The organism is Roseibium sp. MMSF_3544 (assembly GCF_030732845.1).
Taxonomy (GTDB): domain Bacteria; phylum Pseudomonadota; class Alphaproteobacteria; order Rhizobiales; family Stappiaceae; genus Roseibium.
On the sequence record NZ_JASHKA010000004.1, the window covers coordinates 20254 to 43098 of the forward strand.

General features: G+C 58.0%; 25 protein-coding genes. 13 read left to right on the top strand and 12 right to left on the bottom strand.

The features are described from left to right. Nucleotides 1-46: 46 nt before the first annotated feature. From mltG to fabD, 5 genes are all read right to left on the bottom strand, one after another. On the bottom strand, nt 47-1174 hold the full coding sequence (gene mltG, locus RBB47_RS06880) for an endolytic transglycosylase MltG (RefSeq protein WP_305985029.1): 1128 nt from the start codon (nt 1172-1174) through the stop codon (nt 47-49). A gap of 125 nt (nt 1175-1299) precedes the next feature. Beyond that, the gene (gene fabF / locus RBB47_RS06885) at nt 1300-2565 is read right to left on the bottom strand and encodes a beta-ketoacyl-ACP synthase II (protein ID WP_305985030.1); all 1266 of its coding nucleotides are present in this window, start codon (nt 2563-2565) and stop codon (nt 1300-1302) included. Between the two features lie 82 nt (nt 2566-2647). Beyond that, entirely contained in the window at nt 2648-2881 is a 234-nt protein-coding gene (locus tag RBB47_RS06890; RefSeq protein WP_305985031.1) for an acyl carrier protein, read from the bottom strand. A gap of 244 nt (nt 2882-3125) precedes the next feature. Then, nucleotides 3126-3863, bottom strand: coding sequence for a 3-oxoacyl-[acyl-carrier-protein] reductase (gene fabG / locus RBB47_RS06895; RefSeq protein ID WP_305985032.1), 738 nt, complete (start codon nt 3861-3863; stop codon nt 3126-3128). Nucleotides 3864-3929: 66 nt separating this feature from the next. Then, nucleotides 3930-4874, bottom strand: coding sequence for an ACP S-malonyltransferase (fabD, locus tag RBB47_RS06900; RefSeq protein ID WP_305985033.1), 945 nt, complete (start codon nt 4872-4874; stop codon nt 3930-3932). Nucleotides 4875-5389: 515 nt separating this feature from the next. Between fabD and rpsF the strand changes: the two genes are divergently transcribed. From rpsF to RBB47_RS06960, 12 genes are all read left to right on the top strand, one after another. Continuing rightward, on the top strand, nt 5390-5818 hold the full coding sequence (rpsF, locus tag RBB47_RS06905; protein ID WP_305985034.1) for a 30S ribosomal protein S6: 429 nt from the start codon (nt 5390-5392) through the stop codon (nt 5816-5818). A 6-nt stretch (nt 5819-5824) separates the two neighbouring features. Next, on the top strand, nt 5825-6073 hold the full coding sequence (gene rpsR, locus RBB47_RS06910) for a 30S ribosomal protein S18 (RefSeq protein ID WP_029066450.1): 249 nt from the start codon (nt 5825-5827) through the stop codon (nt 6071-6073). Nucleotides 6074-6181: 108 nt separating this feature from the next. Further along, nucleotides 6182-6787, top strand: a complete 606-nt coding sequence (gene rplI, locus RBB47_RS06915) for a 50S ribosomal protein L9 (protein WP_305985035.1) — start codon at nt 6182-6184, stop codon at nt 6785-6787. A 28-nt stretch (nt 6788-6815) separates the two neighbouring features. After that, complete coding sequence (locus RBB47_RS06920) at nt 6816-7103, top strand: hypothetical protein (RefSeq protein ID WP_305985036.1); 288 nt, start codon at nt 6816-6818, stop codon at nt 7101-7103. Between the two features lie 53 nt (nt 7104-7156). After that, on the top strand, nt 7157-8641 hold the full coding sequence (locus RBB47_RS06925; RefSeq protein ID WP_305985037.1) for a replicative DNA helicase: 1485 nt from the start codon (nt 7157-7159) through the stop codon (nt 8639-8641). Nucleotides 8642-8854: 213 nt separating this feature from the next. Continuing rightward, a complete protein-coding gene (locus RBB47_RS06930; RefSeq protein WP_305985038.1) occupies nt 8855-9130 on the top strand; it encodes a PilZ domain-containing protein in 276 nt (91 codons plus the stop codon). A 167-nt stretch (nt 9131-9297) separates the two neighbouring features. Beyond that, on the top strand, nt 9298-10440 hold the full coding sequence (alr, locus tag RBB47_RS06935; protein WP_305985039.1) for an alanine racemase: 1143 nt from the start codon (nt 9298-9300) through the stop codon (nt 10438-10440). Nucleotides 10441-10455: 15 nt separating this feature from the next. After that, the gene (radA, locus tag RBB47_RS06940; RefSeq protein WP_305985040.1) at nt 10456-11850 is read left to right on the top strand and encodes a DNA repair protein RadA; all 1395 of its coding nucleotides are present in this window, start codon (nt 10456-10458) and stop codon (nt 11848-11850) included. A 75-nt stretch (nt 11851-11925) separates the two neighbouring features. Next, nucleotides 11926-12537 (top strand): CvpA family protein, encoded by a 612-nt coding sequence (locus tag RBB47_RS06945; RefSeq protein ID WP_305985041.1) that lies wholly within the window; start codon nt 11926-11928, stop codon nt 12535-12537. A 138-nt stretch (nt 12538-12675) separates the two neighbouring features. Continuing rightward, on the top strand, nt 12676-14148 hold the full coding sequence (gene purF / locus RBB47_RS06950; protein ID WP_305985042.1) for an amidophosphoribosyltransferase: 1473 nt from the start codon (nt 12676-12678) through the stop codon (nt 14146-14148). Between the two features lie 9 nt (nt 14149-14157). Continuing rightward, nucleotides 14158-14889, top strand: a complete 732-nt coding sequence (locus RBB47_RS06955; protein WP_305985043.1) for an SDR family NAD(P)-dependent oxidoreductase — start codon at nt 14158-14160, stop codon at nt 14887-14889. A 65-nt stretch (nt 14890-14954) separates the two neighbouring features. Further along, nucleotides 14955-15569 carry an HAD family hydrolase gene (locus tag RBB47_RS06960; RefSeq protein ID WP_305985044.1) on the top strand — a complete coding sequence of 205 codons (615 nt, stop codon included), beginning with the start codon at nt 14955-14957 and terminating at the stop codon, nt 15567-15569. Between the two features lie 261 nt (nt 15570-15830). On the opposite strand, the gene RBB47_RS06965 is transcribed toward RBB47_RS06960, so the two are convergent. Beyond that, a complete protein-coding gene (locus tag RBB47_RS06965) occupies nt 15831-16163 on the bottom strand; it encodes a hypothetical protein (RefSeq protein WP_305985045.1) in 333 nt (110 codons plus the stop codon). A gap of 263 nt (nt 16164-16426) precedes the next feature. Here RBB47_RS06965 and RBB47_RS06970 point away from each other — a divergent pair, with 263 nt between their 5' ends. Then, on the top strand, nt 16427-16798 hold the full coding sequence (locus tag RBB47_RS06970; protein ID WP_305985046.1) for a VOC family protein: 372 nt from the start codon (nt 16427-16429) through the stop codon (nt 16796-16798). Between the two features lie 10 nt (nt 16799-16808). Here the strand turns inward: RBB47_RS06970 and RBB47_RS06975 are convergent, their stop codons facing one another. The 6 genes from RBB47_RS06975 to RBB47_RS07000 form a co-directional block, all read right to left on the bottom strand. Next, nucleotides 16809-17606: an inositol monophosphatase family protein gene (locus RBB47_RS06975; protein WP_305985047.1), complete on the bottom strand. Its 798-nt coding sequence runs from the start codon at nt 17604-17606 to the stop codon at nt 16809-16811. An 87-nt stretch (nt 17607-17693) separates the two neighbouring features. After that, on the bottom strand, nt 17694-19121 hold the full coding sequence (der, locus tag RBB47_RS06980) for a ribosome biogenesis GTPase Der (protein WP_305985048.1): 1428 nt from the start codon (nt 19119-19121) through the stop codon (nt 17694-17696). A 222-nt stretch (nt 19122-19343) separates the two neighbouring features. Continuing rightward, a complete protein-coding gene (locus tag RBB47_RS06985; protein ID WP_305985049.1) occupies nt 19344-20696 on the bottom strand; it encodes a PQQ-binding-like beta-propeller repeat protein in 1353 nt (450 codons plus the stop codon). After that, on the bottom strand, nt 20693-21376 hold the full coding sequence (locus tag RBB47_RS06990) for a tetratricopeptide repeat protein (protein WP_305985050.1): 684 nt from the start codon (nt 21374-21376) through the stop codon (nt 20693-20695). The genes RBB47_RS06985 and RBB47_RS06990 overlap by 4 nt, the downstream gene beginning before the upstream one ends. Nucleotides 21377-21571: 195 nt before the next feature. Beyond that, nucleotides 21572-22153: an NnrU family protein gene (locus RBB47_RS06995; protein WP_305985051.1), complete on the bottom strand. Its 582-nt coding sequence runs from the start codon at nt 22151-22153 to the stop codon at nt 21572-21574. Between the two features lie 125 nt (nt 22154-22278). Then, complete coding sequence (locus RBB47_RS07000) at nt 22279-22686, bottom strand: Fur family transcriptional regulator (RefSeq protein WP_305985052.1); 408 nt, start codon at nt 22684-22686, stop codon at nt 22279-22281. Nucleotides 22687-22845: the final 159 nt, after the last annotated feature.

Below are 22845 nucleotides of genomic sequence, written 5' to 3' on the forward strand. Positions count from 1 at the left end.
GGCGCCCCGCCGCCCTGCCCCGACAAGTCAGGATCCGCAGTCTAGGTCAGTTAGATGACGCGGGCTGCGTTTCCTGCTGTTGTTCCGCACGGCGCTCGCGTTCGATTTCACGCCATTTGCGAACATTTGCCTGGTGCTGCTCGTAGGTTTCGGCAAAAACATGCCCACCGGTCCCGTCCGCCACGAAGAACAGATCCTGAGTACGCGACGGATTGGCAACGGCTTCCATAGCTGCGCGGCCGGGATTGCCGATCGGCCCCGGCGGCAAACCGTCGATCTGATAGGTGTTGTATTCGTTCTTGGCGTTGATTTCAGACTGCTTGATTGCAGACCGGTCCTTCAGCCAGGCTTCGCCGCCATATAGCCCATAAAGAATGGTCGGGTCAGACTGAAGCCTCATGCTCTTGTTCAACCGGTTGACGAACACGCCGGCGACACGCGGACGCTCATCGGCAAGCGCGGTCTCCTTTTCCACGATGGATGCCAGGATTACCAGCTCTTCCGGGGAATTCACGGGAAGTTCGTCAGTGCGCCGTTCCCAGATCTCGGCCAGCAGCTTTTCTTGCGCTTCCCGCATCTGTTCCAGAACTTCCTGCCGGGTGGTTCCGCGGGCAAACGTATAGGTCTCGGGCAACAGATCGCCTTCGGCCGGAACATCGGTGATTTCGCCGACCAGGGTCGGGTGCTGCCGGACGCGTTCGATAATTTGCGCCGTTGTCCATCCTTCGGGTATGGTCACGGAATGGGTAACGGCATTGCCTTCAACGAGGTCCGTCATGATCTCATGCATCGACACGCCGGGGGCAAAAGCGTATTCGCCCGCCTTCAATTTGGTCGCGTTCTTGTAGAACCTGATACCGAGATTGAAGACCCACTCGTCGAACATGCTGTCATTGATGACACCCTTGCCGGCAAGGCGGTCCGTAATGCCTGACAAACCCGACCCGGAGGAGATCACAACAGTGGCGTCGTCGGTAAGCGGGCCAGGCTCTTCGAATTTTGTTTTGCCGAGGTAAAGCGCTCCGCCGACCGCCGCCAGACCGAAAACAGCGAGCGTGATGATCAGATTGCTGAGTATGACCAGAGGGTTGCGCACATGCCGCGAGCGTTGAGGCGGTGCTGGAGCCGGCTCGGGTTGCAGAGCTTCTCGCGGACTTTTCGGCTTTATGCGCATATCGGGTCACACCTCCAAAATTGAGCCCAGATCCGTGACTTGGGCTCAAGCGGACCAGTTTTCACAATCAGTTTCTCACGCCGGATGTCAAGAATCGGTCCCCGGCCTGAGTGAACTTGAAAGGGTTATGCGGCAACTTTACGGAAGACCAACGATGCATTCGTGCCACCGAAGCCGAACGAGTTCGACAAGGCGACGTTGATGTCCACCTTTTTCGGCGTGTGCGGCACCAGATCGATCTCGGTTTCCACTGACGGGTTGTCGAGGTTGATCGTAGGTGGCGCCATGCCGTCCTTGATCGCCAAAACCGTGAAAATCGCCTCAACAGCGCCTGCGGCACCCAACAAGTGGCCAATTGAAGACTTGGTGGAAGACATCGTCAGATTGGCGGCATGTTCACCGGCCAGCCTGCTGACGGCACCAAGTTCAATCTCGTCGCCGAGCGGCGTGGATGTCCCGTGCGCGTTGACGTAATCGATCTCTGCAGGCGAAATGTTCGCACGTTTCAAGGCAGCTTCCATGCAGCGATACGCGCCGTCGCCATCCGAAGACGGCGCAGTGATGTGATAAGCATCGCCAGACAGGCCGTACCCGATCACTTCCGCATAGATCTTCGCACCGCGGCGCACCGCATGCTCATACTCTTCCAGGACCACTACACCGGCGCCTTCGCCCATGACGAAACCATCCCGGTCAACATCGTAAGGACGGGACCCTCGTTCGGGATCGTCGTTGAACCCGGTCGAAAGTGCGCGGCACGCAGCAAACCCTGCGATCGCAAGACGGCAAACCGGTGACTCCGCACCACCAGCAACCATCACGTCAGCATCGCCGAAACCGATCAGCCGCGCGGCGTCTCCGATCGCATGGGCTCCCGTGGAGCATGCGGTCACGACCGCGTGGTTCGGTCCCTTCAAGCTGTGGCGGATGGAAACATATCCGCCGGCCAGGTTGATCAGGCGTCCCGGAATAAAGAACGGGCTGACGCGGCGCGGCCCCTTTTCGGCAAGCAGATAGGCGCCTTGCTCAATGCCCTGAAGCCCTCCGATACCGGAACCGATCAGGACGCCGGAACGCGCCTGCTGTTCGTAGGTTTCCGCCTTGAAACCGGAATCGGCCATCGCCTGATCGGCTGCTGCCATGGCGTAGACAATAAAGTCGTCGACCTTACGCTGCTCTTTGACATCCATCCAATCATCGGGATTGAACGCGCCCTCCTCCGACGGATCGAGCGGAATCTGGCAGGCGATCTGGCAGGCCAAATCGTCAACCTTGAAATTCGTGACCTTGTTGGCCCCGCTTTTTCCCTCAAGGATCTTTTTCCAAGTGGCATCGACGTTTCCGCCCAGCGGCGTCACCATGCCCAACCCAGTTACGACAACTCGCCTCATACACCTGCACTTACGTTTGAAGGGCCAAGCGGGGCATTCCCCGCCGGCCCGATCATCATTCACATTTCAAGAAGGGAAACCCTTACTTGTTCGTCTCCAGGAACTTGACAGCATCGCCAACGGTCAGGATCGTTTCTGCTGCAGTGTCCGGGATTTCGACGCCGAATTCTTCTTCGAATGCCATGACCAGCTCAACGGTGTCGAGGCTGTCTGCGCCCAGATCGTCGATAAAGCTTGCACCTTCCACAACCTTGTCGGCGTCAACGCCGAGGTGCTCAACAACGATCTTTTTCACCCGATCCGCGATATCGCTCATCTTTCACTTCCTTATTTTTCGTCTAGTCATCTCGCGAAACTGCCCCATGCCGCTTATCAAATCGTGGTGGCGCGAACTCGCGGTCTTCAAGATGTCGGAGCGTCACGCCTCCGGCGGACCGGTTACAATGACGCAGTTCGTAACAATCGGCGGGTTGGTAACACACTTTGTTGACCATTACCAGCCAGTCCAGACTGCTTCTGAGCCGTCCGGATTCTTTTTGCCTACTCGGCGAAACTTCCTTTTAAATCATAGCCATGCCGCCATTGACGTGCAGCGTCTGGCCAGTGATGTATGCCGCCTCGTCGCTCGCAAGATAAAGCGCAGCCGAGGCAATCTCGTTTGAAGTGCCGAGACGTCCTGCCGGCACGTTTGTCAAAATCGATTCTTTTTGCTTGTCGTTCAGCGCATCGGTCATTGCTGTCTCGATAAAACCCGGTGCGATCGTGTTGACCGTGATGTTCCGGCTGGCCACTTCGCGGGCCAGGGACTTGTACATTCCGATCATTCCGGCCTTGGCAGCTGCGTAGTTGACCTGTCCCGGATTGCCGGTGACGCCGACGACGGATGTAATGCCGATGATGCGGCCGGTCCGGCGTTTCATCATTCCCTTGATCGCAGCCCGGCAAAGGCGGAAGCCGGAGCTGAGATTCACCTCAAGCACCTGGTCCCATTCGTCGTCTTTCATGCGCATGAATATGTTGTCGCGGGTAATGCCGGCGTTGTTTACGAGGATGTCGACCGAGCCCATTTTTTCTTCTGCGGCCGGCAACAGCGCATCAACCGCTTCCCGGTCCGACAGGTTTGCAGGGGTTACGAACGCCCGCTCGCCCAGATCCGATGCCAGGGCCCCCAGCTTTTCCGCGCGCGTACCGGACAAAGAGACCGTCGCCCCCTGGGCGTGCAACATGCGTGCAATCGCCTCGCCGATACCACCGGTCGCGCCGGTGACAAGCGCGTTCTTCCCTTCCAAGCTGAACATTTGGGGTCCTTCCCTGATCGTGATGGTCCCAGGCGGGACTTTTTGTTTTCCCTGGAGAAAGCGGCTTTACCCGGAGATCTTTTCCATGAGCGTGTCGATGTCTTCAGGCGAATTCACCGCAAGACCCGTGGCTTCCTTGTGAATGCGCCTGACCATGCCGGTCAAAACCTTTCCGGTTCCGACTTCTACAAAGGTATCGACGCCATTGCCAGCCAGCCAGAGGATGCTCTCGCGCCAACGAACGGTGCCGGTCACCTGCTCAACGAGGCGCGTGCGGATGTCCGCCGGATCAGTGATCGGCTCTGCCAGAACATTGGCAACCAAAGGCACGGCTGGCACATTGATTTCGGCATTTGCGAGCGCCGCCGACATTGCATCTGCGGCCGGCGCCATCAGCGAACAATGGAACGGTGCGCTAACGGGAAGCATGACCGCTCTGCGCGCACCTTTTGCCTTGGCGATCTCGACAGCGCGCTCAACGGCGGCAAGGTGGCCGGAGACGACGACCTGTCCGGGCGCGTTGTCGTTCGCAGCCTGGCAGATCTCACCCTGGGCAGCTTCTTCCGCAACTTCCTTCGCAACGTCAAAATCAAGACCCAGCAAGGCAGCCATCGCCCCGGCCCCGACGGGCACGGCATTTTGCATTGCGTCGCCGCGCACGCGCAGCAAGCGGGCGGTGGTCGCAATATCCAGGCTTCCGGCTGCCGCAAGCGCGGAGTATTCACCAAGTGAATGACCAGCGACGTAAGACACACTCGACTTGAGATCCAGTCCCTTGGCTTCAAGCACGCGCATTGTCGCCAGGCTGACCGCCATCAGGGCCGGCTGGGCATTGGCCGTCAGCGTCAAGGTGTCTTCCGGGCCATTCCACATCACCTCGGACAGTTTCTGCCCCAGAGCTTCATCCACCTCGTCGAAAACGGCCTTCGCCTCCGGGAAGGTATCGGCAAGAACCTTGCCCATCCCGACATTCTGACTGCCCTGTCCGGGAAACGTGAATGCTATGGTCATCTGGAAACGCTCCGTGAAACGTGATTGGCCCGTATTGCAACTTTGGACCGTCAGCTTTTGAGAGAAGCAGTGTGTCGGCCCGTCGCTAGGCGGACTGCGAACTTGGCGCGAGGCTATGATACGCTCTAGCCCAAGCTGTCAAGGCCCAGCGGGCAAACTTTCGCGATTTAGCGCTGTTTTGCGCGATTTCCTGCCGAATGGCACGTCTGAAGTGGACGGCCGACCGTCGGATCCCGCACGCTTTTTCCAGAACAAATGCTTTAACAGCGATGCGTTCTGGTGTTTTTGGTGCCCAATCAGCCGGTTTGTCCTTGCAATTCCCTATAAACGGAGTATAGAGCGCGCTTCATCCGGGGTTTGGCCGGGGGCTGAACGGAAGGGCGTTTGCCAGGAGCTTTGCAAAAGATCCGACTTCCCGTGTTCCCACTCCCGTAAGATTTCTCGTGCGCCTTTCCGGGTCTACGAGGAGGCTTTGCGCCAATCCCGCGTTGTCAACACGAAGAAAGGCTTGTTTCATGCCTCTTTATGAGCACGTTTTCCTGGCGCGCCAGGATGTTTCGGCCCAGCAGGTCGAAACGCTCGTCGAACAGTTCAAGGGCCTCATCGAAGGCGCTGGTGGTTCTGTCGGCAAAATCGAAAACTGGGGTCTGCGGTCCCTCGCCTACCGCATCAAGAAGAACCGCAAGGCTCACTACACCCTGATGAACATCACGGCGCCGCACGCGGCTGTTGCCGAGATGGAGCGTCAGATGGGCCTCAGCGAAGATGTCCTGCGTTTCATGACCTTCCGGGTCGACGAACTGGACGAAGAACCGTCCGCAATGATGCAGAAGCGTGACCGTGACGACCGCCGTGGCGGTGGCCGTGGTGATCGCGGCGATCGTGGCGACCGTGGTGATCGTTCCGGTGGCGGCCGCCCGCCCCGTCGTGCTGAAGAGGAGTAAGAGACAATGGTTGATATTGCACAGCTTCCGAGCCGCCGTCCCTTCTTCCGCCGCAGGAAGACCTGCCCGTTCTCCGGTTCCAACGCACCGAAGATCGACTATAAGGACATCCGTCTTCTGCAGCGCTACATTTCCGAGCGTGGCAAAATTGTTCCGAGCCGCATCACTGCGGTTTCTGCGAAAAAGCAGCGTGAACTGGCCCGTGCCATCAAGCGCGCCCGCCTTCTCGGCCTGCTGCCATTCGTGATCAGCTAAGGTTTCTGAAACGAAACCCGTTCTCCCGGGTCCGCCCGGGAGATCCGTATTGGGACCGCGGAGAAACGGTCTCTAACCGCCATACGGCGGGACAGTAGGAGAAACGAAATGCAAGTCATTCTTCTTGAGCGCATCGCCAAGCTCGGACAGATGGGCGACACAGTCCGCGTTCGGGACGGCTATGCCCGCAACTACCTGCTGCCGCAGGGCAAGGCGCTTCGTGCCAACAAGGCCAACCTGGAGCGTTTCGAGCGTGAGCGCGCTCAACTCGAAGCACGTAATCTGGAACGCAAGAGCGAAGCTGAAGCAGTTGCCTCCAAGCTGGACGGCGAAGCGCTGATCATGATCCGCTCTGCCGGCGAAACCGGCCAGCTCTACGGCTCTGTTTCCACCCGCGACATTGCCGAAGGCCTGACCGAAGGCGGCTTCACCGTAGCGCGTAGCCAGGTTGAACTGCGCTCGCCGATCAAGACAATCGGTCTGCACAGCGTCCTGATCCGCCTGCACCCGGAAGTGGAAGTCGCCATCTCCGTCAACGTTGCCCGCTCCGAAGACGAAGCGGTCCGTCAGGCGGCCGGCGAAGACCTCACCACTCCCGAACAGGACGTCTTCGAATTTGAAGAAGACGAAGAAGGTGAAGGTGAAGCAGAAGGCGACAGCGAAGAGGAAAGCACCGAGGCTGCCGAGGAAACTCCGGCCGAAGAAGAGGTCTGATCCTCAGCAAACGCTTTCGGGCAAAAATATGAACGGCGCTGCTCTCAGCGCCGTTTTTTTGTTTTGCCAGCAATTGAATTTGCAAGGTGCCGGTTACGGGCTCAACCAGCAATTCCAGAGTCGATTGCAAGGCCTTGAATCCACTGCCCAAATTATTAACCAGCGATTAACCTCCTGGAAAAATCAATTAATTTCAATAGCTAAGAGCTATCGCCTTGAGTCTTCAATCAGGTTTGGAGTCAAGCGGGATTCGAGTCTTTCCCCGCTGATCTGCACAGTCCAGTGGGAAACACTGACAGGTGTTTTTGAACCTTGAGACCGCCTTCGTCTGAGGGTATGCCGGGTGGACTTGGGTCATCGGGGGTAGAAATGAAAGGCAGTTTGCAGAAAGTCGAAACGGAAGAAGACATCCAGCGCCTCGCGCCGCACAACGCGGAAGCGGAAAGACAGCTGCTGGGCGCGATTCTGGTGAACAACGAAACGTTCTACCGGGTCTCGGACTTTCTGGAACCGCATCATTTTTTCGTCCCTTCCCATCAGGACATTTACGAAAAAATCAGCCATCTCATCCGGGCGGGGAAAACAGCTTCCCCGATCACGCTGAAGACATTTTATCCCGCGGACGCAAAGATCGCGGACCTGTCCGCGACGCAGTTCCTGCTTAGACTAGCCGGAGATGCAGCCTCTATAATCAACGCAGAAGACTATGGGCGCACCATTTACGATCTCGCCATTCGCCGGAACCTTATCCGGATCGGCGAAGACATGGTGAATATCGCATTTGATGCGCCCATAGACGTGCCTCCCGGGCAGCAGATAGACGATGCGGAGCGCAGGTTGTTCGAACTTGCCGAGACCGGCCGCAGCGAGGGCGGTTTCGTCTCTTTCGGCGATGCGCTTAGCGAAACCATCGAAATGGCGCACGCAGCCTATAACCGCGAAGGCGCGCTTTCGGGCATATCCACGGGCCTCAGGGAGCTCGACCGGCTGATGGGTGGCCTGCAGCAGTCCGACCTGATCGTTTTGGCCGGGCGTCCGGCGATGGGAAAGACATCTCTTGCAACCAACATCGCCTACAACATCGCCCAGGGCTACAAATCCGAGGAACAGCCGGACGGAACACTCAAGACCGTCAATGGCGGGGTTGTGGGCTTTTTCTCACTCGAAATGTCGGCCGAACAGCTCGCGACCCGTATTATTTCCGAGCAGGCAGAAATCTCGTCTTCCAAGATTCGCCGCGGAGACATTACCGAAGCGGAGTTTGAAAAACTCGCCGCATGCGCCCAGACAATGCAAACGGTGCCGCTTCATGTGGACCAGACGGGTGGCATCTCGATTGCGTCGCTGGTGGCCAAAGCCCGCCGGCTAAAGCGCCAGCGCGGCCTTGACCTCTTGGTGGTCGACTACATCCAGTTGCTCTCAGGATCTGCGAAGAACTCCGGCAACCGGGTCCAGGAAATCACGGAAATCACAACGGGCCTGAAAGCGCTCGCAAAGGAGCTCAACGTCCCGATCATTGCTTTGTCACAGCTTTCCCGCCAAGTGGAATCGCGCGACGACAAACGGCCGATGATGTCGGACCTTCGCGAATCGGGGTCCATCGAACAGGACGCGGACGTCATTTTGTTCGTTTACCGCGAGGAGTATTACCTCTCCAAAACCGAACCGGAGATCGGATCGCCCGAATACGCTGCCTGGGAATCCAAGCATGATGCGGCAAGGGGAAAGGCTGAAGTCATCATTGCCAAGCAGCGCCACGGACCGACGGGAACGGCCAACCTGCACTTCCAGGGCGAATTCACCCGCTTCTCCGACCTGGCAGAAGACGACCACCTGCCGGAGCGCTACGAGTAGTCAATTCCCACTCGCTTGACAGAATGGTTTGAACAGACGTGTTGTTGGCGTGTCTGTTCCCCCTAACCGGAATGTCTCGAGACTTTGAAATCGAAGGCCAGCGACCGGTCTGCCGGCTCGTACAAATTAACAATTTTAAACCATCATTAAGCCTCGCTATTTACCCTAGGTAAATAATCGCGTTCGCGTTCGTATTTTTGGAAAAGAGACAGCGTGTATTCATCGGCGCAAAAACTGTTGGAAGAAGCCCGCATCTTCCCGCGCAAGCGGTGCAAGTGGCCCGGCATTCTGAAACACAACAACTCGCATCGTCCCTGCGTCGTTGAAGACATCAGCGCGGGCGGGTGCCGGATTGCCACCAAAACCAAGGATCTTGCCCAAAACGACGCCGTTATCGTCGAAGTGGAAAGCCGCAAACTCCGGTTTCACGGAGAAATCCGCTGGATCCGAACCGACGAAGCCGGCATCGAGTTTCTCTACCAGGACTAGCTTCCATACCTAGGATTAGGCTTCACTAGCTTGAAATCCAAAGGTTGCCGGCGGTGTAAATACGCCGCATTCCTCGTCGATTTTTCAAATGGCACAGATCGTGGACGATGCGCTAAACTCGCCGGCGATTCCACAGACGTTTCATTTCGCTGGAGCAAAACCGGACTGTGCCTTCACACACGGAAAACGCCTTTCACTCCGATTTATACGGCGGCCGCCTGACAATTGATCTGGACGCGATTGCGCGGAACTGGAGCTATCTGAAGAACAGATTGAGCGGTTCGACGGAATGTGCGGCTGCAATCAAGGCGGACGCTTACGGCATGGGACAGGCAGCTGCAGGCAAAGCGCTGTTCGATGCCGGCTGCCGCACATTTTTTGTTGCTGTTCCAACCGAGGCCCTGTCGCTCAGAAAAGTGCTGCCCGATGCGGTGATCTATGCACTGAACGGTCTGCTGCCCGGTACGGTCGACCACTATCTCGAACACGGAATCCGGCCCGTACTCGGCTCCCATGACGAGCTGACGGAGTGGATTGATGTCTGCAAGTCTGCGGGAAAATCACTTGATGCTGCCGTTCACGTCGACACGGGCATTCATCGGCTGGGGCTTTCACCGGACGAGTTTTCGGCAACGCTTTCCAACGCCGACCTCATGGGTCCTTTTGTTCCCAAGCTCCTGATGAGCCATCTTGCATGCGGTTCAACGCCTGATCACGTGATGAACATTCACCAGCTCGAACTCTTTCGGGACATCACCGAACCGCATGCGCACATTCCGCGATCCCTGGCAAATTCTGCCGGAACCCTTATGGGACAGGAGTTCCACTTCGACCTCGTGCGGCCGGGCATTGCTCTTTACGGAGGGCAGGCCATCGAGGACACGCCCAATCCAATGACACCCGTTGCGAAAGTCGAAGCGCGGATCATGATTGTGCGGGATGTCCCAGAAGGCGACACCATCGGCTACGGCGCACGCCATACGGCGAACCGCCCCCTCAGGAACGCTGTCGTTGCTGCCGGTTATGCGGACGGACTGCTGCGCGGCGCGAGTTCGTCCGACGATCGCCCGGGCGGGTTCGCGATGATCGGTGGTCATAGGGCGCCCATCTTGGGCCGGATCTCCATGGACATGATCACGCTGGACGTCACGGATGTTCCAGATCACCTGGTCAAACGCGGCGCGTTTGTGGAAATGCTCGGACCCAATGTTGCAGCTGCGGACCTGGCAGCTTATGCGGAGACAATCGATTACGAATATCTCACGAGCCTCGGGCAGCGTTTTGAACGCATCTATGCCCCCCTCACCTGATCGGAGCAGTTTTCGATGGCGCGAAGGTCAAGCTCATTTGTGTGCCAGTCCTGTGGAGCTGTCACAGCCAAATGGGTCGGTCGCTGCGAATCCTGCGGCGAATGGAATTCAATCGTCGAGGAACAGACCGGTGGCGGTATAGGCGGTGGTCCGGGTCGCGCTTCGCGCAGCAAGGGACGCGTTGTTCCTCTGGTCGGTCTTTCCGGCGACGCCAAGGAAGCCCCTCGCATTCAAACCAACGTTGCTGAGCTGGACCGGGTCACCGGTGGCGGCTTCGTCCGCGGATCCGCGCTTCTGGTGGGCGGCGATCCTGGTATCGGCAAATCCACTCTTCTGATCCAGGCCGCGGCCCAGCTGGCGCATCTCGGCCACAAGACGGTCTATATCTCAGGTGAAGAAGCAATCGGTCAGGTACGGTTGCGCGCCGAACGTCTGGGGCTGTCCGACGCGCCCGTTGCACTGGCTGCCGAAACGAGCGTTGAGGATATTCTTGCAACGCTCGAAGCCGACACACCTCCTGCCATGCTGATCCTGGATTCGGTTCAAACCCTGTGGACCGACCAGGTGGAATCGCCTCCAGGAACGGTCACGCAGGTTCGCGCCTCTGCACAGGCAATGGTGCGTTACGCCAAGAAGAACGGAACGACGCTGGTTCTGGTCGGGCATGTAACAAAGGACGGTCAAATTGCCGGTCCGCGCGTGGTGGAGCATATGGTCGATGCCGTTCTCTACTTCGAAGGCGACGGTGCGCATCAGTACCGCATTCTGCGTTCGGTCAAGAACCGCTTCGGTGCGACCGATGAAATCGGCGTCTTTGAAATGACCGGCAAGGGCCTCGTCGAAGTCGCCAATCCATCGGCTCTCTTTCTGGGAGACCGGACGACCTCGGCGCCTGGAGCTGCGGTATTTGCCGGTCTTGAAGGGTCCCGGCCCCTGCTTATCGAGATCCAGGCGCTGGTCGCCCAATCAACGCTTGGAACCCCGCGCAGAGCGGTGATCGGCTGGGACAATGCACGCCTCTCCATGATCCTGGCAGTGCTGGAAGCACGCTGTGGAGTCCGTTTCTCACAGCACGATGTTTACCTCAATGTGGCGGGCGGCCTTAAAATCAACGAACCTGGAGCCGATCTTGCTGTCGCGGCGGCCTTGATATCGTCACTTAGCGGGCTTGCCCTTCCGGCCAATTGCGTCTATTTCGGCGAGGTTAGCCTGTCGGGCGCCATTCGGCCTGTGGCCCAGGCGCAGTCCAGGCTAAAGGAAGCGGAAAAACTCGGCTTCGATCAGGCGATTTGTCCGGAGGGCAACCTCAAGGACGGGGCAGGATCGGCATTCAAGGCAACTGGCCTTGCGGAACTTGGGGACTTTGTCGCCAAACTCTCGGCTGAGGCTAGTGCGTCGGGGGGCACTTGACGCATGATGCACCCGGGATCGGAATAGAGACTTCAGCTCATTTCTGGGCGCCAGACAAAGGGACTTTTCAGGAACATGCCGATAACCATTCTGGACGGACTGCTCTTGGCCATCATGTTCATTTCGGCGGTGCTTGCGATGATCCGCGGATTTGTTCGCGAAGTTCTTTCGATCGTTTCCTGGGTTGCGGCGGCGGCCGCGGCATTTTTGCTCTACGAACGGGTCTTGCCTTACGCAAAACAATACATAACTCATGACCTGGTCGCGACCGGCGCCTCGGCAGCGGCCGTGTTCCTGGTGACGTTGCTCATTGTCAGCTACATTACGATGCGGATTTCGGACTTTGTGCTGGACAGCCGGATCGGTGCGCTCGACCGCACGCTCGGTTTCGTGTTCGGCGCGGTGCGCGGTCTGCTGCTGGTCGTCGTGGCGATGATGTTCTTCAACTGGTTCGTTCAGCCGGACAAGCAGCCTGAATGGGTTCTGGATGCCAAATCCCGCCCGATCCTTTTGTCGATCGGTGAAAGACTTGTCGCCGTGCTTCCGGAAGACCCGGAAAAGGCAATCCTTGACCGGATACGCGACGCGGACCTGACAGGCAGCGGCGCTGGAACGCCGTCTGAGGAGCCGGAATACAGCGACTCAGAGCGTCAGGGCCTGGAACAACTGACGAGCGACAACAACTAACGCCATAAGGCGGCGCAGACACTTTGACATGGCATCCCGGCCTCAGGTGCGGGATGCATAACTGCTTTCTCAGGAAGGCAAAGCGATCCGAAGTCCCGGGCCGGTTCAAAAGGCCGGCCGAAAAGAGGAGTGTTCGCCATGGCTGGCGGAACGGAAGTGCACGAACAATGCGACATGGATGGCGATACGCTTCGCGAAGAATGCGGCGTCTTCGGAATTCTCGGGCATGAGGACGCGAGCGCCCTCACCGCTCTCGGCCTTCACGCTCTCCAGCACCGCGGGCAGGAAGCTGCCGGCATCGTGACATTCGACAATGAACAGTTCCGGGCAGAACGGCACCTTGGCCTGGTCGGCGATCACTTCTCCGACGCCGAAACCATCGGACGGCTGACCGGGCGGGCAGCCGTCGGTCATGTCCGCTATTCAACGACCGGCGAAACCATTCTTCGAAACGTTCAGCCCCTGTTTGCGGAACTCGACGGCGGCGGCATTGCGGTCTGCCACAATGGCAACTTCACCAACGCCCTCACCCTGAGACAACAGTTGATCCGGGACGGCGCGATCTGCCAGTCCACTTCTGACTCAGAAGTTGTCCTGCAACTGGTTGCCCGCTCGCGCAAGGCCAAGATCATCGAGCGCTTCATCGAAGCAATCATGCAGATGGAAGGCGCCTATTCCCTTGTCGCCCTGACGTCCAAGAAACTGATCGGTGCCCGGGATCCGCTCGGTATTCGCCCCCTCGTGCTCGGTGACCTGAACGGAGCTCCGATCCTTGCCTCCGAGACTTGTGCTCTGGATATCATTGGCGCGAAATTCATCCGCGAAGTAGAAAACGGCGAGGTGATCGTCTGTACGTCGACAGGGATCCAGTCCTATTTCCCGTTCGGCAAGCGCAAAGCACGGCCCTGCATCTTTGAGTACATCTATTTTTCACGGCCGGATTCCATTCTGGGCGGTCGCAGCGTCTACGATGTTCGCAGCGAAATGGGCAAGCAGCTTGCGCGCGAAACCAGTGTCGAAGCTGACGTGATCGTACCCGTACCGGACAGCGGCGTTCCGGCCGCGATCGGATACAGCCAGGAAAGCGGCATTCCTTTCGAACTCGGCATCATCCGCAATCACTATGTCGGACGAACCTTCATCGAACCGACGCAGCAGATCCGGGCGCTTGGTGTGAAGATGAAGCACAGTGCAAACCGGTCACAGATTGAGGGCAAGCGTGTTGTCCTTGTCGACGACAGTCTCGTGCGGGGCACGACTTCGGTCAAAATCGTCCAGATGATCCGCGAGGCCGGTGCCAAGGAAGTGCATTTCCGCCTTGCCAGCCCGCCGATCAGATATTCCGACTACTACGGCATCGATACACCGGTGCGCGAGAAACTCCTGGCGGCCAAATACAGCCTGGAAGAAATGTGCGCTTATATCGGCGCCGATAGCCTGGCATTCCTGTCCGTGGACGGCATGTATAAGTCCATGGGGTATGAGGGGCGTGACGACGAAAATCCGCAATTCACCGACCACGGCTTCACCGGCGACTATCCGACGCCGCTGACGGATCTTTCCGAAGACCAGGAATTCATCAGTGCGCCGCGCCTGGTGGAGGTCGGCTAAGAGAGAAAAATGGAACGCGACTTTGAAGGCCGGATCGCGCTGGTGACCGGCGCCTCCCGGGGTATTGGCTATCAGATTGCAAAACAACTCGGCGAACGGGGCGCACACGTCATCGCGCTGGCTCGAACCGTCGGCGGTTTGGAAGATCTGGACGACGAGATCAAGGCGGCCGGCGGACAGACCACCCTGGTTCCCCTGGACCTGATGGATTTCGACGCGCTTGACCGCCTCGGGGCCGCCATCTACGAGCGCTGGAAGAAGCTCGATATTCTTGTCGGCAATGCGGGCATGCTCGGCGTGCTGTCACCGATTGGCCATATCAGCCCAAAAGACTTTGAAAAGGTCGTTGCGGTGAACGTGACCGCCAACTGGCGCCTGATCCGCTCCCTGGATCCGCTCCTGCGGCAATCCGATGCCGGCCGGGCACTGTTTCTAACGTCCGTGCAGGCGCAGACCCGGACCGCCTTTTGGGGCCTGCAATCGATCAGCAAGTCTGCTGTTGAAGCAATGGCAAAGACCTGGGCCAACGAGAGCCTGCAGACGGCCATGAAGATCAACCTCGCCGACCCCGGCCCAACCCGCACTGGGCTGCGCGCCAAGGCGATGCCGGGAGAATCGCCCGACAATCTGCCAGCCCCATCGGAGGTGGCCGAAGAACTTCTGGACCTGATAAAGACCGACGTCTTCCGCACCGGTGCTCTCTACGATCGCGTCAGCGGCGAATGGATGGACCTGCGCTAGCGCGAAGATTTCCTGCTGAATAGCTCAATCCCTTCAGCACCCCCCCTGATTTTCGGAGCCCCATCGTGAAAAGCAAACTCAAGGCAATTGCGTGGGATTTCGACGGTGTTCTCAATCGCAACGTGGTCGATGGACGGTTTGTCTGGGCTGACATGATTGAAGAAGATCTCGGCCTCCCTTCGAAAGAGTTTGAGGCAGGAGTTTTCGATGGGTCCTTTCCGGATGTCATTTCCGGGAAAAAAGATCTGCATGAACATGTGGGTGCGTGGCTCACCGCCGGCGGATACTCCCACAAGGCGCAAGATGTCCTGGAATACTGGTTTGCAAAAGATGACCTGCAAGATCCGCTTTCCGGTGATCTTCTTGACAAGCTTGCCGCTGAGGGCATTGTCCAGGTGATCGCAACCAACAACGAGCATTACCGCGCAACCTACATCGAGGAGACGACCGGGTTCGCAAAGCGTGTGAGCCACGTCTTTTCGTCCGGGCGCATTGGGTTTGCAAAACCCGATGCAGCGTTCTTCCATCACGTCACCGATACGCTTCGCGTTGCGCCGGGAGAAATGCTCCTTATCGATGACAGCGCAGTCAATGTGCGCACCGCCCGCTCGCTTGGCTGGAACGCATTTCACTACACGGAAGAGACCCGGCACTCGCTTGCAGCTTATCTTGGCTATTAGGGCCAGGACTCATTAGTTTCGGTAATTGGCGCGGCAAATCGCGATGACCTGTCAGGAATAGCGCGACAAGCGGGCTTGCTGCCCGATTGAACCTTCCGATGCAGCAGATCAAAGCCGTTTTTGCGCCCTTGCGGGATAGAGTGAATTTGCCCGATCGCCTAGTTGCAAGTCATTGGAAACCGGACAGTTTCCAGAAGTTTCGCGCGTCGAATCTGAACAAATTCACCCCTACCAACGCAGCCAAATGAATGGCGCCTGACCTTAGATTTCGATGAAGTTCAGGGTAATCGACTCATCCCACGCTTGCTGTCCAGGCTCGGATGGCCTCAGGTCATCGTTCGATGTTTCCAGGGTCGATTCGGCAACGTCTGCAAGAACCGATATTTTTCCGCGTTCCGTTTCCACCGCCGGATTGGCAACAACACCCAACCAGTCCAAATGGCACCAGTCGCTGTGGTTCTTGTCGCCTGCCTGGTTCGCGCCGTCGTTCCGGTCATCAAAGTCAAAATGAAAAGCATCGGTATCAACGTCTTGGATCTGGTCCTCAGGGCCAGACAGGGCGTCCATGTATTCGTCAAATCGTTGTCTATCCACAGCTACAATCTCCATTCAAAAATGCATTTGTGCCGGCAGCGTGTGAGTTGCGGCGTTTTTGAATGTGATGACGAGCCTTCGGGAAAGAACCTGCACCTGCGCACAGACGTCTTGCAAAACCGCAGCGCTTGAGGGCTACAGGCCGGCCGCATGAGCATCCAGACCCGACGTTTCAAAGTGAAGTGGTTTCAATCTGTGCTTGAACACACAAGCCTCATTTGAAACCATGTCGCGGTTCCCCAAACGGTCATGGGAGAGGCAACATGAAACTCGGTGCGTTTTCAATCAGTCTGGCAGTCAAGGACCTTCAGAAATCGAAAGCTTTCTACGAGGGCCTCGGGTTCTCGGACATGGGCGGATCAGGCTCGGACGGCTGGGCGATCCTGAAAAACGGTGACACCGTCATCGGCCTCTTCCAGGGAATGTTTGAAAAGAACATGCTGACCTTCAATCCCGGCTGGGATCAGAGCGCGCAGAAACTGGACGAATTTGAGGATATTCGCGACCTCCAGAAGAAGCTGATGGCCAAGGGCTATGCGTTCGAATCCGAGGCCGATGAAACCACTACCGGCCCGGCCAGTTTCGTGTTGATCGATCCGGACGGTAATCCGGTCCTGGTCGACCAGCACGTTTAGTTTCGCTCGCTCAGGCCGCCTCGAGAGGGGCAAATGAACTTTCGGCAATTTCCTTGATTTCGTTGAAGACACCCGGCGCGCCAACCACGACACGTGCGCCGTGGTAAAGCGCGTGCGTGATATCCTGCTCCATCACTTCAACGCCGGCTTCCCTCGCGATCAGCAAGCCTGCAAGGCAATCCCACGCGTTCATGTGTGCTTCCACATAGCCAATCAAGCGACCGGATGCCGCGTAGGCCAGCATGAGGCCTCCGGAAGCATTGCGGAAAAAGACGCCGCCCTTGGACACAAGTGCCCCGATTACGTTGACGGCATCGGTCGGAGCCGTCCGTCCATTGAAGCCAACACCGACAGAGCCGTTGGTCAGACTTTGGCTGTCTGATGACCTGATCGGTTTGCCGTTCAGGAACGCACCGTGTCCAGCACCAGCGGTAAAGGTTTCCCCGGCAACCGGATCATGGATAACTCCGACAATGATCTGGCCCTGGTGAACACAGGCGATGATCACGCACCATTGCGGGATTGCGGTAACGAAATTGGCAGTTCCATCGATTGGATCGATCACCCAGGTATAACCGGAACCGCCCTCCTCCATACCGTGTTCTTCACCCAGAATACCGTCGTCCGGATAGGACTTGGCAAGTTCCTGACGGATCAGCGTCTCGACGTTTCTGTCGGCCTCTGAAACCAGATCCTGGTGTCCCTTCTGAGTAATCGTCAGCGTATCGAGTTTCCGGAAGTACTCCAGGCCGAGTTCTCCGGCCCTGATCGCAAGACTTTCGGCAAAAGCAAGCCGTTCGGAAATCATCAAAATGCTCCTTTGGGACCTAAACAACAAATCCGGCAGGCTGTTGCACCTTTGGCAACGCGTACGCTGCGCAATGCCGGACCAACGCTACTGGATCTTTCGTTTCTTCCTGGGTGCGTAGGGGTTGTCCCCCTTGCGATAGGCCAACCGCACGGGCGTGCCTTGAATATTGAATGTCTCCCGCAGGGAATTTACCAGATAGCGCGTGTAGCTTTCCGGCAGTTGTTCCGGCCGGGAACAGAAGACGACAAAATGGGGCGGCCGCGTTTTCGGCTGTGTCATGTAACGCAGACGGACCCTGCGTCCGGCGACAGCCGGCGGCGGATGGTTGACCGTTACGCGGTCCAGCCAACGGTTCAGCTTGGAGGTCGAAACCCGGGCATTCCAGGCTTCATACGCCTTGAAGACGCTTTCGACCAAACGATTGAGACCCTGTCCCTGAAGACCAGACAAGGTCACGATCTGGACACCCCTGATCTGATTGAAATAGCGCTCGTTGGCGTCGCGGATCTTCTTCCAGGCGGCTTCGCGATCTTCGATCAGATCCCATTTGTTGATCGCAATGACCAGGGCCCGGCCTTCGCGTGCAACAAGATCGATAATCTGCAGATCCTGCTTTTCAAAGGACATCGTGGCGTCGAGCGTCACGACGACGACTTCCGCAAACTTGATCGCCCGCAGGGCGTCTGCCACGGAGAGCTTTTCCAGCTTCTCCTGGACCCGTGCCTTCCTGCGAATACCTGCCGTGTCGAAAAGCTTTATGTGACGGTCCTGCCAGACCCAGTCGACCGAAATGGAATCCCGCGTGATCCCGGCTTCCGGTCCGGTCAGCATGCGGTCTTCACCCAGCATCTTGTTGATCAGGGTGGACTTGCCTGCATTTGGCCTGCCGACGATCGCGACACGCAGAGGCCTTTCCTGCGTTCCGGCCGGGTCCTCTTCGTCGATGATCTCGCCGTCCTCGTCGACATCAACATTCGTGACGGCTTCCTCACGCTTGGCTTCTTCTTCTTCCGACACCCTGTCGACATGCGGTTTCAGGGCGTCATAAAGGTCAGCCAGTCCTTCGCCATGCTCTGCGGAAATCGCGATTGGTTCGCCAAGCCCGAGCGAATAGGATTCATAAAGACCGCTCTCGCCGGCGCGGCCCTCAGCCTTGTTTGCAAGCAGGATAACGGGCCGCGTGGTCTTGCGCGCCACTTCGGCGAAATGCGCATCGAGCGGCGTGACGCCCGCGCGGGCGTCGATCAAGAAAAGGACCGCGTCGGCGGTCTCAATCGCTTCGTCGGTCTGGCGCCGCATGCGGCCTTCAAGTGTGTTCCTGTCGGCCTCTTCCAATCCGGCGGTGTCAATAATCGTGAACCTCAGGTCACCAAGACGCGCCTCGCCCGGGCGCCGATCGCGCGTCACACCAGGCGTGTCGTCGACCAGGGCAAGCCGTTTGCCGACCAGGCGATTGAACAAGGTGGACTTGCCGACATTCGGCCGTCCGATGATGGCGACTGTTGCGCCCACGTCAGTTACTCCTGATAGACGGCTTGTTTTGGACCCGTCCCGAAAAATTCAGAGCATCCCGGCTGCGTTCTGCAGAACGCAGCCGGGATGCTCCGACGTACTTATATCGATCTACGCATGACATCCAATCGATTCGGACCGGATGTCCACCAAGCCGGCATCTTTCCCGGTGCGAAAAAGCTGATCCCTGAACAACAGGGCCGAAGCCGACCGTGAATGGCTCTAGTTGATTGCCGTGACCCCGTCGTTGCCGCTCAGGACAATGATGCGTCCGCCGGCGACAATTGGAGTGACATAGACATCCGCGTTCGTGCGCTGGGTGGTCATGATGTTTCCGGAAGACGCATCAACGATTGCAATCTGGCCATCGCTCGAAAACGCCACCAGTGCCCCATTTGCCAGGATGGGGCCGGCCCAGTTCCGTCTGCGCTTTTTCTTTTCCGGCCTCGGCAATGACGTTGCCCAAAGGGTTTCGCCGTTTTTCAGGTCGAGTGCGACCATACGGTCGTCCAAGTCCACCATGAAGAGTGCGCTGCCGGAAACAACAGGCGTGTGCACGCTGCCGAGGTCCTGTTCCCACCGGCGAAGGCCAGTGCGGGTTTCAACTGCAACAGTCCTGCCGGCGACGCCGGTGGCGTAGACTATGTTGCCGGAAACAACGGGGCTGGCCGACACATCCGCAAGCCCGGAAAGGGCCAATGTCCTGAAACCGCGCGAGACACTGTCGATCCAGGCTGCTTCGCCGGACTTGATGTCAATCGCCATGATTTCCCCGGACGAGAACGGAACGATGACGCGGTTGCCGGAAATCGCAGGGTTCGCTGCGGAGAGCAATCCTGCGGTTTCCTCAACGCCGGCGTAGGACCATGTAATCGTGCCGTCCGCCTGCGAAACCGCATAAACCTCGTTGGACTGCGACACGACGAAAACCTGCCCGTCACCCGCAACAGGCGCACCGCGTGCCGGCGTGTCGAGGTCCGCTGTCCAAAGCACCTGACCCGAACCCGCATCAAGCGCGATGAGCTGCCGGTAGCTGGTCGCCGCATAGACGACGCCGTTCGCCACGGTTACGCCGCCACCTGGTCCGATGTCGCGTTCACCTTCCGGGCGGAGGTTCTGTGTCCAGACGCGACCACCCGCTGTCGACAGGGCGACCACTTCTCCGTTCGGCTTGTAGAGGTAGATTTTGCTGCCGTCGCTGACCGGCCGCGCCGACACCCTCAGGGCCGACGACGTAATCCCGCGCCCGGACGATCCGACATTGGTTCTCCAGGCGGTGTTTCCGGAAATCGATACGGCCACATTCCCTGGATCGTTCGTGAGGCCGCCACCGCTTGTCGTCCAGCTTTGACCGCCAGTTGCCGGACCGACATTGGCTGTCTGTCCGAGAGCCCTTGCCGCCGGGTCAGCGCCATCGAAAACGGGCTGCCGCTCTCCGGGAAGGATTTTTTCGCGCGAAAACGGATTGATGGATTCGCCGAATTCACTGACTGAGCCGCACCCGGTAAGCGCCAGGCAAAGCGCACATATGCTCAAAAAACCGCTTTTGCCGGAAATACCTGTCGCAAGTGTCACTGACTGTTTCCTTCACCGTCCGTCGCACCGCCGCTTTTGCCGGCTCGAATTACATCACTTAGAAGAGAGGTGCGCCGGCTGACATCAACCGGTGTTTCCGGGTCGTCCTCCAGGGCGGTAATCCAAGTTTGCGCCGTTTCTATATCGCCGTTTTTCCAGGCACTTAAAGCAAGAAGTTCACGTGCGGCGGCACGAAACGGATCCGTGTCGGCGGTCATTCTCTCAACCCTGTCGGCGACAGCAGCATAATCTTCAAGATCGACGGCAATGTATCCGGCCCGCAAAGCCGCCACGCTGCGCAGCGCTTCCATCAGGCTATTGTCTCGCGAAAGCGCGTCGAATTCGGCAAGCGCTTGCTCTGCCTGACCGGAGCTTGCAAGGTCCGTTGCCAAACGCAACTTGGCCAGCGCCGGGTAACCGCCAACGGCTCCCTCCAATTCGCCGTAGAGGACAGCCGCTTCATCGAAATTGCGTTCCCCCGACAGCCGCATGGCTTCGAAATATGTGTCTCCGGCCTGTTGCGCCTGTGTTTCCTGCCAATAAAGCCAACCGCGATAGCCGGCGGTTCCAATCACGATCAATACCGCAAAGCCGATGACCCAACCGCCGAATCTGGTCCAGAGTCGACGATACTTCTCCTGGCGGATGTCTTCGTCGACTTCACGAAAAATGTCAGACATACGTGTCTTGTTCCTGCATTTACTCTAACGGCCCGGCCGCAAGCCCGGCCACCACCCCGTTACGAGTGGCGCACATTATCCATTTGATCCGTCTCGGGCAATTCCCTGATCGGGCTTAAAACCGCCGTTCGTGGCGCAAGTGGGGCAATTCGTCCCGAATTGACAAAATCCCTTATGATTTTCGCTTGAGCCGTCCTATCCCACCGGAACGCCGATGAGAAGTACATGAAGTTTCCAAACGAACAATCCGTAGATGACGAGGCCGACAAGAATCACCCAAACATCTGAATACTTGCCGGGCGCGGCGACTGCCGAGGCAACCTTCCCGGCATTCGGTCCGCGCCGCTTAAGCGAAATTCGGTCGGCGACAGCCCAGAGAAAAAATCCACCGAAGAGCAGCACGGAGGCAAGATCACCGTTCACAAGGAGGTGGGAGAAGGCCCAAAGCTTGACGGCAACCAGCATCGGATGTTTCAGGGCGCGGTTGATCTTGCAGGGCACATAAGCTGCTACCAGAAAAATGAAGACCGGAACCATCAGCAGCATCGTGACGTGGTTCAGCCAGATTGGTGGATCATAGAGCAGTGGCGGGCCATCAAACCGCGCCACCCCGTACCCGTAGATCACCAGGGCGAACCCGACCGCGGAAGCGAGTGCGAAGACGCCTTTATAGCCATTCTCGCCAAGCCGGGCGATAAGTGCATCGCGCTTTGCCGGCATCATTGGCAGGGTGTGAATGCCCAAAAAAATTATCAGCCCAGCAACCAGCAAGGACATGCCGCTCTCCCTCAATGCGCATGGCCGGTTGGAATCGACACAATCCCCGGCCGAATGCGGACCATAAGAAGCAGGTGAAAAACCTGCAACAGGCTTTGCCGCGGCAAAATTTCAAAGAGGCGCAATCAGCCCTGGGACGAGCAGTGCTTGCAGGTTCCGCGAAGTTCGATGGTTGCGCCCGACAGTTTGAAGCCTTCTGCCTGCGTCCAAGCATTCAGCAGATTGATTGCCTCGCTCGGCGCGAATTCGATGACGTCACCACATTGCTCGCAGATGGCAAAAGCCGCGGTGCCATGATCTGAGCACCCCTTGTGGCTGCAAGCGACGAAAGCATTCAGGCTTTCAAGCCGGTGAACCATGCCGTACTCAACCAGCTTGTCGAGTGCCCGATAGACCTGAAGCGGCGCTCTGAAGCCGTTCTCGCGCAGCAGATCAAGGATTGCATAAGCCGTCAGCGGTCCACCGGCATCCGATAGAGAGCCGAATACCAAGGCCTGGTTCTTCGTCAATTCGGGGTGCGCATGCACAGTCACGGACGGTCTCCTGATTTTTTCGCCCCGGGTTGCTGTTTCATTCTCCGCATCCTGCCTCATCCTTCTCACGAGTCTGGCCCCGGGGACAAGCCTCAAGACACACAAACCAAGGACCGCGACAAGGTATATGGGCCGGGCTGTCTCGTTTCACATCTTACC

What these genes read in the sequence shown, in the direction of transcription:
- RBB47_RS06970 (WP_305985046.1), top strand. Translation starts at nt 16,427, where the DNA reads ATGAAACTCGGTGCGTTTTCAATCAGTCTGGCAGTCAAGGACCTTCAG.
- RBB47_RS06995 (WP_305985051.1), bottom strand. Translation starts at nt 22,153, where the DNA reads ATGTCCTTGCTGGTTGCTGGGCTGATAATTTTTTTGGGCATTCACACC.
- rpsF (WP_305985034.1), top strand. Translation starts at nt 5,390, where the DNA reads ATGCCTCTTTATGAGCACGTTTTCCTGGCGCGCCAGGATGTTTCGGCC.
- RBB47_RS06945 (WP_305985041.1), top strand. Translation starts at nt 11,926, where the DNA reads ATGCCGATAACCATTCTGGACGGACTGCTCTTGGCCATCATGTTCATT.
- RBB47_RS06925 (WP_305985037.1), top strand. Translation starts at nt 7,157, where the DNA reads ATGAAAGGCAGTTTGCAGAAAGTCGAAACGGAAGAAGACATCCAGCGC.
- rplI (WP_305985035.1), top strand. Translation starts at nt 6,182, where the DNA reads ATGCAAGTCATTCTTCTTGAGCGCATCGCCAAGCTCGGACAGATGGGC.
- rpsR (WP_029066450.1), top strand. Translation starts at nt 5,825, where the DNA reads ATGGTTGATATTGCACAGCTTCCGAGCCGCCGTCCCTTCTTCCGCCGC.
- radA (WP_305985040.1), top strand. Translation starts at nt 10,456, where the DNA reads ATGGCGCGAAGGTCAAGCTCATTTGTGTGCCAGTCCTGTGGAGCTGTC.
- RBB47_RS06955 (WP_305985043.1), top strand. Translation starts at nt 14,158, where the DNA reads ATGGAACGCGACTTTGAAGGCCGGATCGCGCTGGTGACCGGCGCCTCC.
- RBB47_RS06990 (WP_305985050.1), bottom strand. Translation starts at nt 21,376, where the DNA reads ATGTCTGACATTTTTCGTGAAGTCGACGAAGACATCCGCCAGGAGAAG.
- RBB47_RS06975 (WP_305985047.1), bottom strand. Translation starts at nt 17,606, where the DNA reads ATGATTTCCGAACGGCTTGCTTTTGCCGAAAGTCTTGCGATCAGGGCC.
- RBB47_RS06920 (WP_305985036.1), top strand. Translation starts at nt 6,816, where the DNA reads ATGAACGGCGCTGCTCTCAGCGCCGTTTTTTTGTTTTGCCAGCAATTG.
- fabF (WP_305985030.1), bottom strand. Translation starts at nt 2,565, where the DNA reads ATGAGGCGAGTTGTCGTAACTGGGTTGGGCATGGTGACGCCGCTGGGC.
- mltG (WP_305985029.1), bottom strand. Translation starts at nt 1,174, where the DNA reads ATGCGCATAAAGCCGAAAAGTCCGCGAGAAGCTCTGCAACCCGAGCCG.
- fabD (WP_305985033.1), bottom strand. Translation starts at nt 4,874, where the DNA reads ATGACCATAGCATTCACGTTTCCCGGACAGGGCAGTCAGAATGTCGGG.
- RBB47_RS06890 (WP_305985031.1), bottom strand. Translation starts at nt 2,881, where the DNA reads ATGAGCGATATCGCGGATCGGGTGAAAAAGATCGTTGTTGAGCACCTC.
- purF (WP_305985042.1), top strand. Translation starts at nt 12,676, where the DNA reads ATGGCTGGCGGAACGGAAGTGCACGAACAATGCGACATGGATGGCGAT.
- fabG (WP_305985032.1), bottom strand. Translation starts at nt 3,863, where the DNA reads ATGTTCAGCTTGGAAGGGAAGAACGCGCTTGTCACCGGCGCGACCGGT.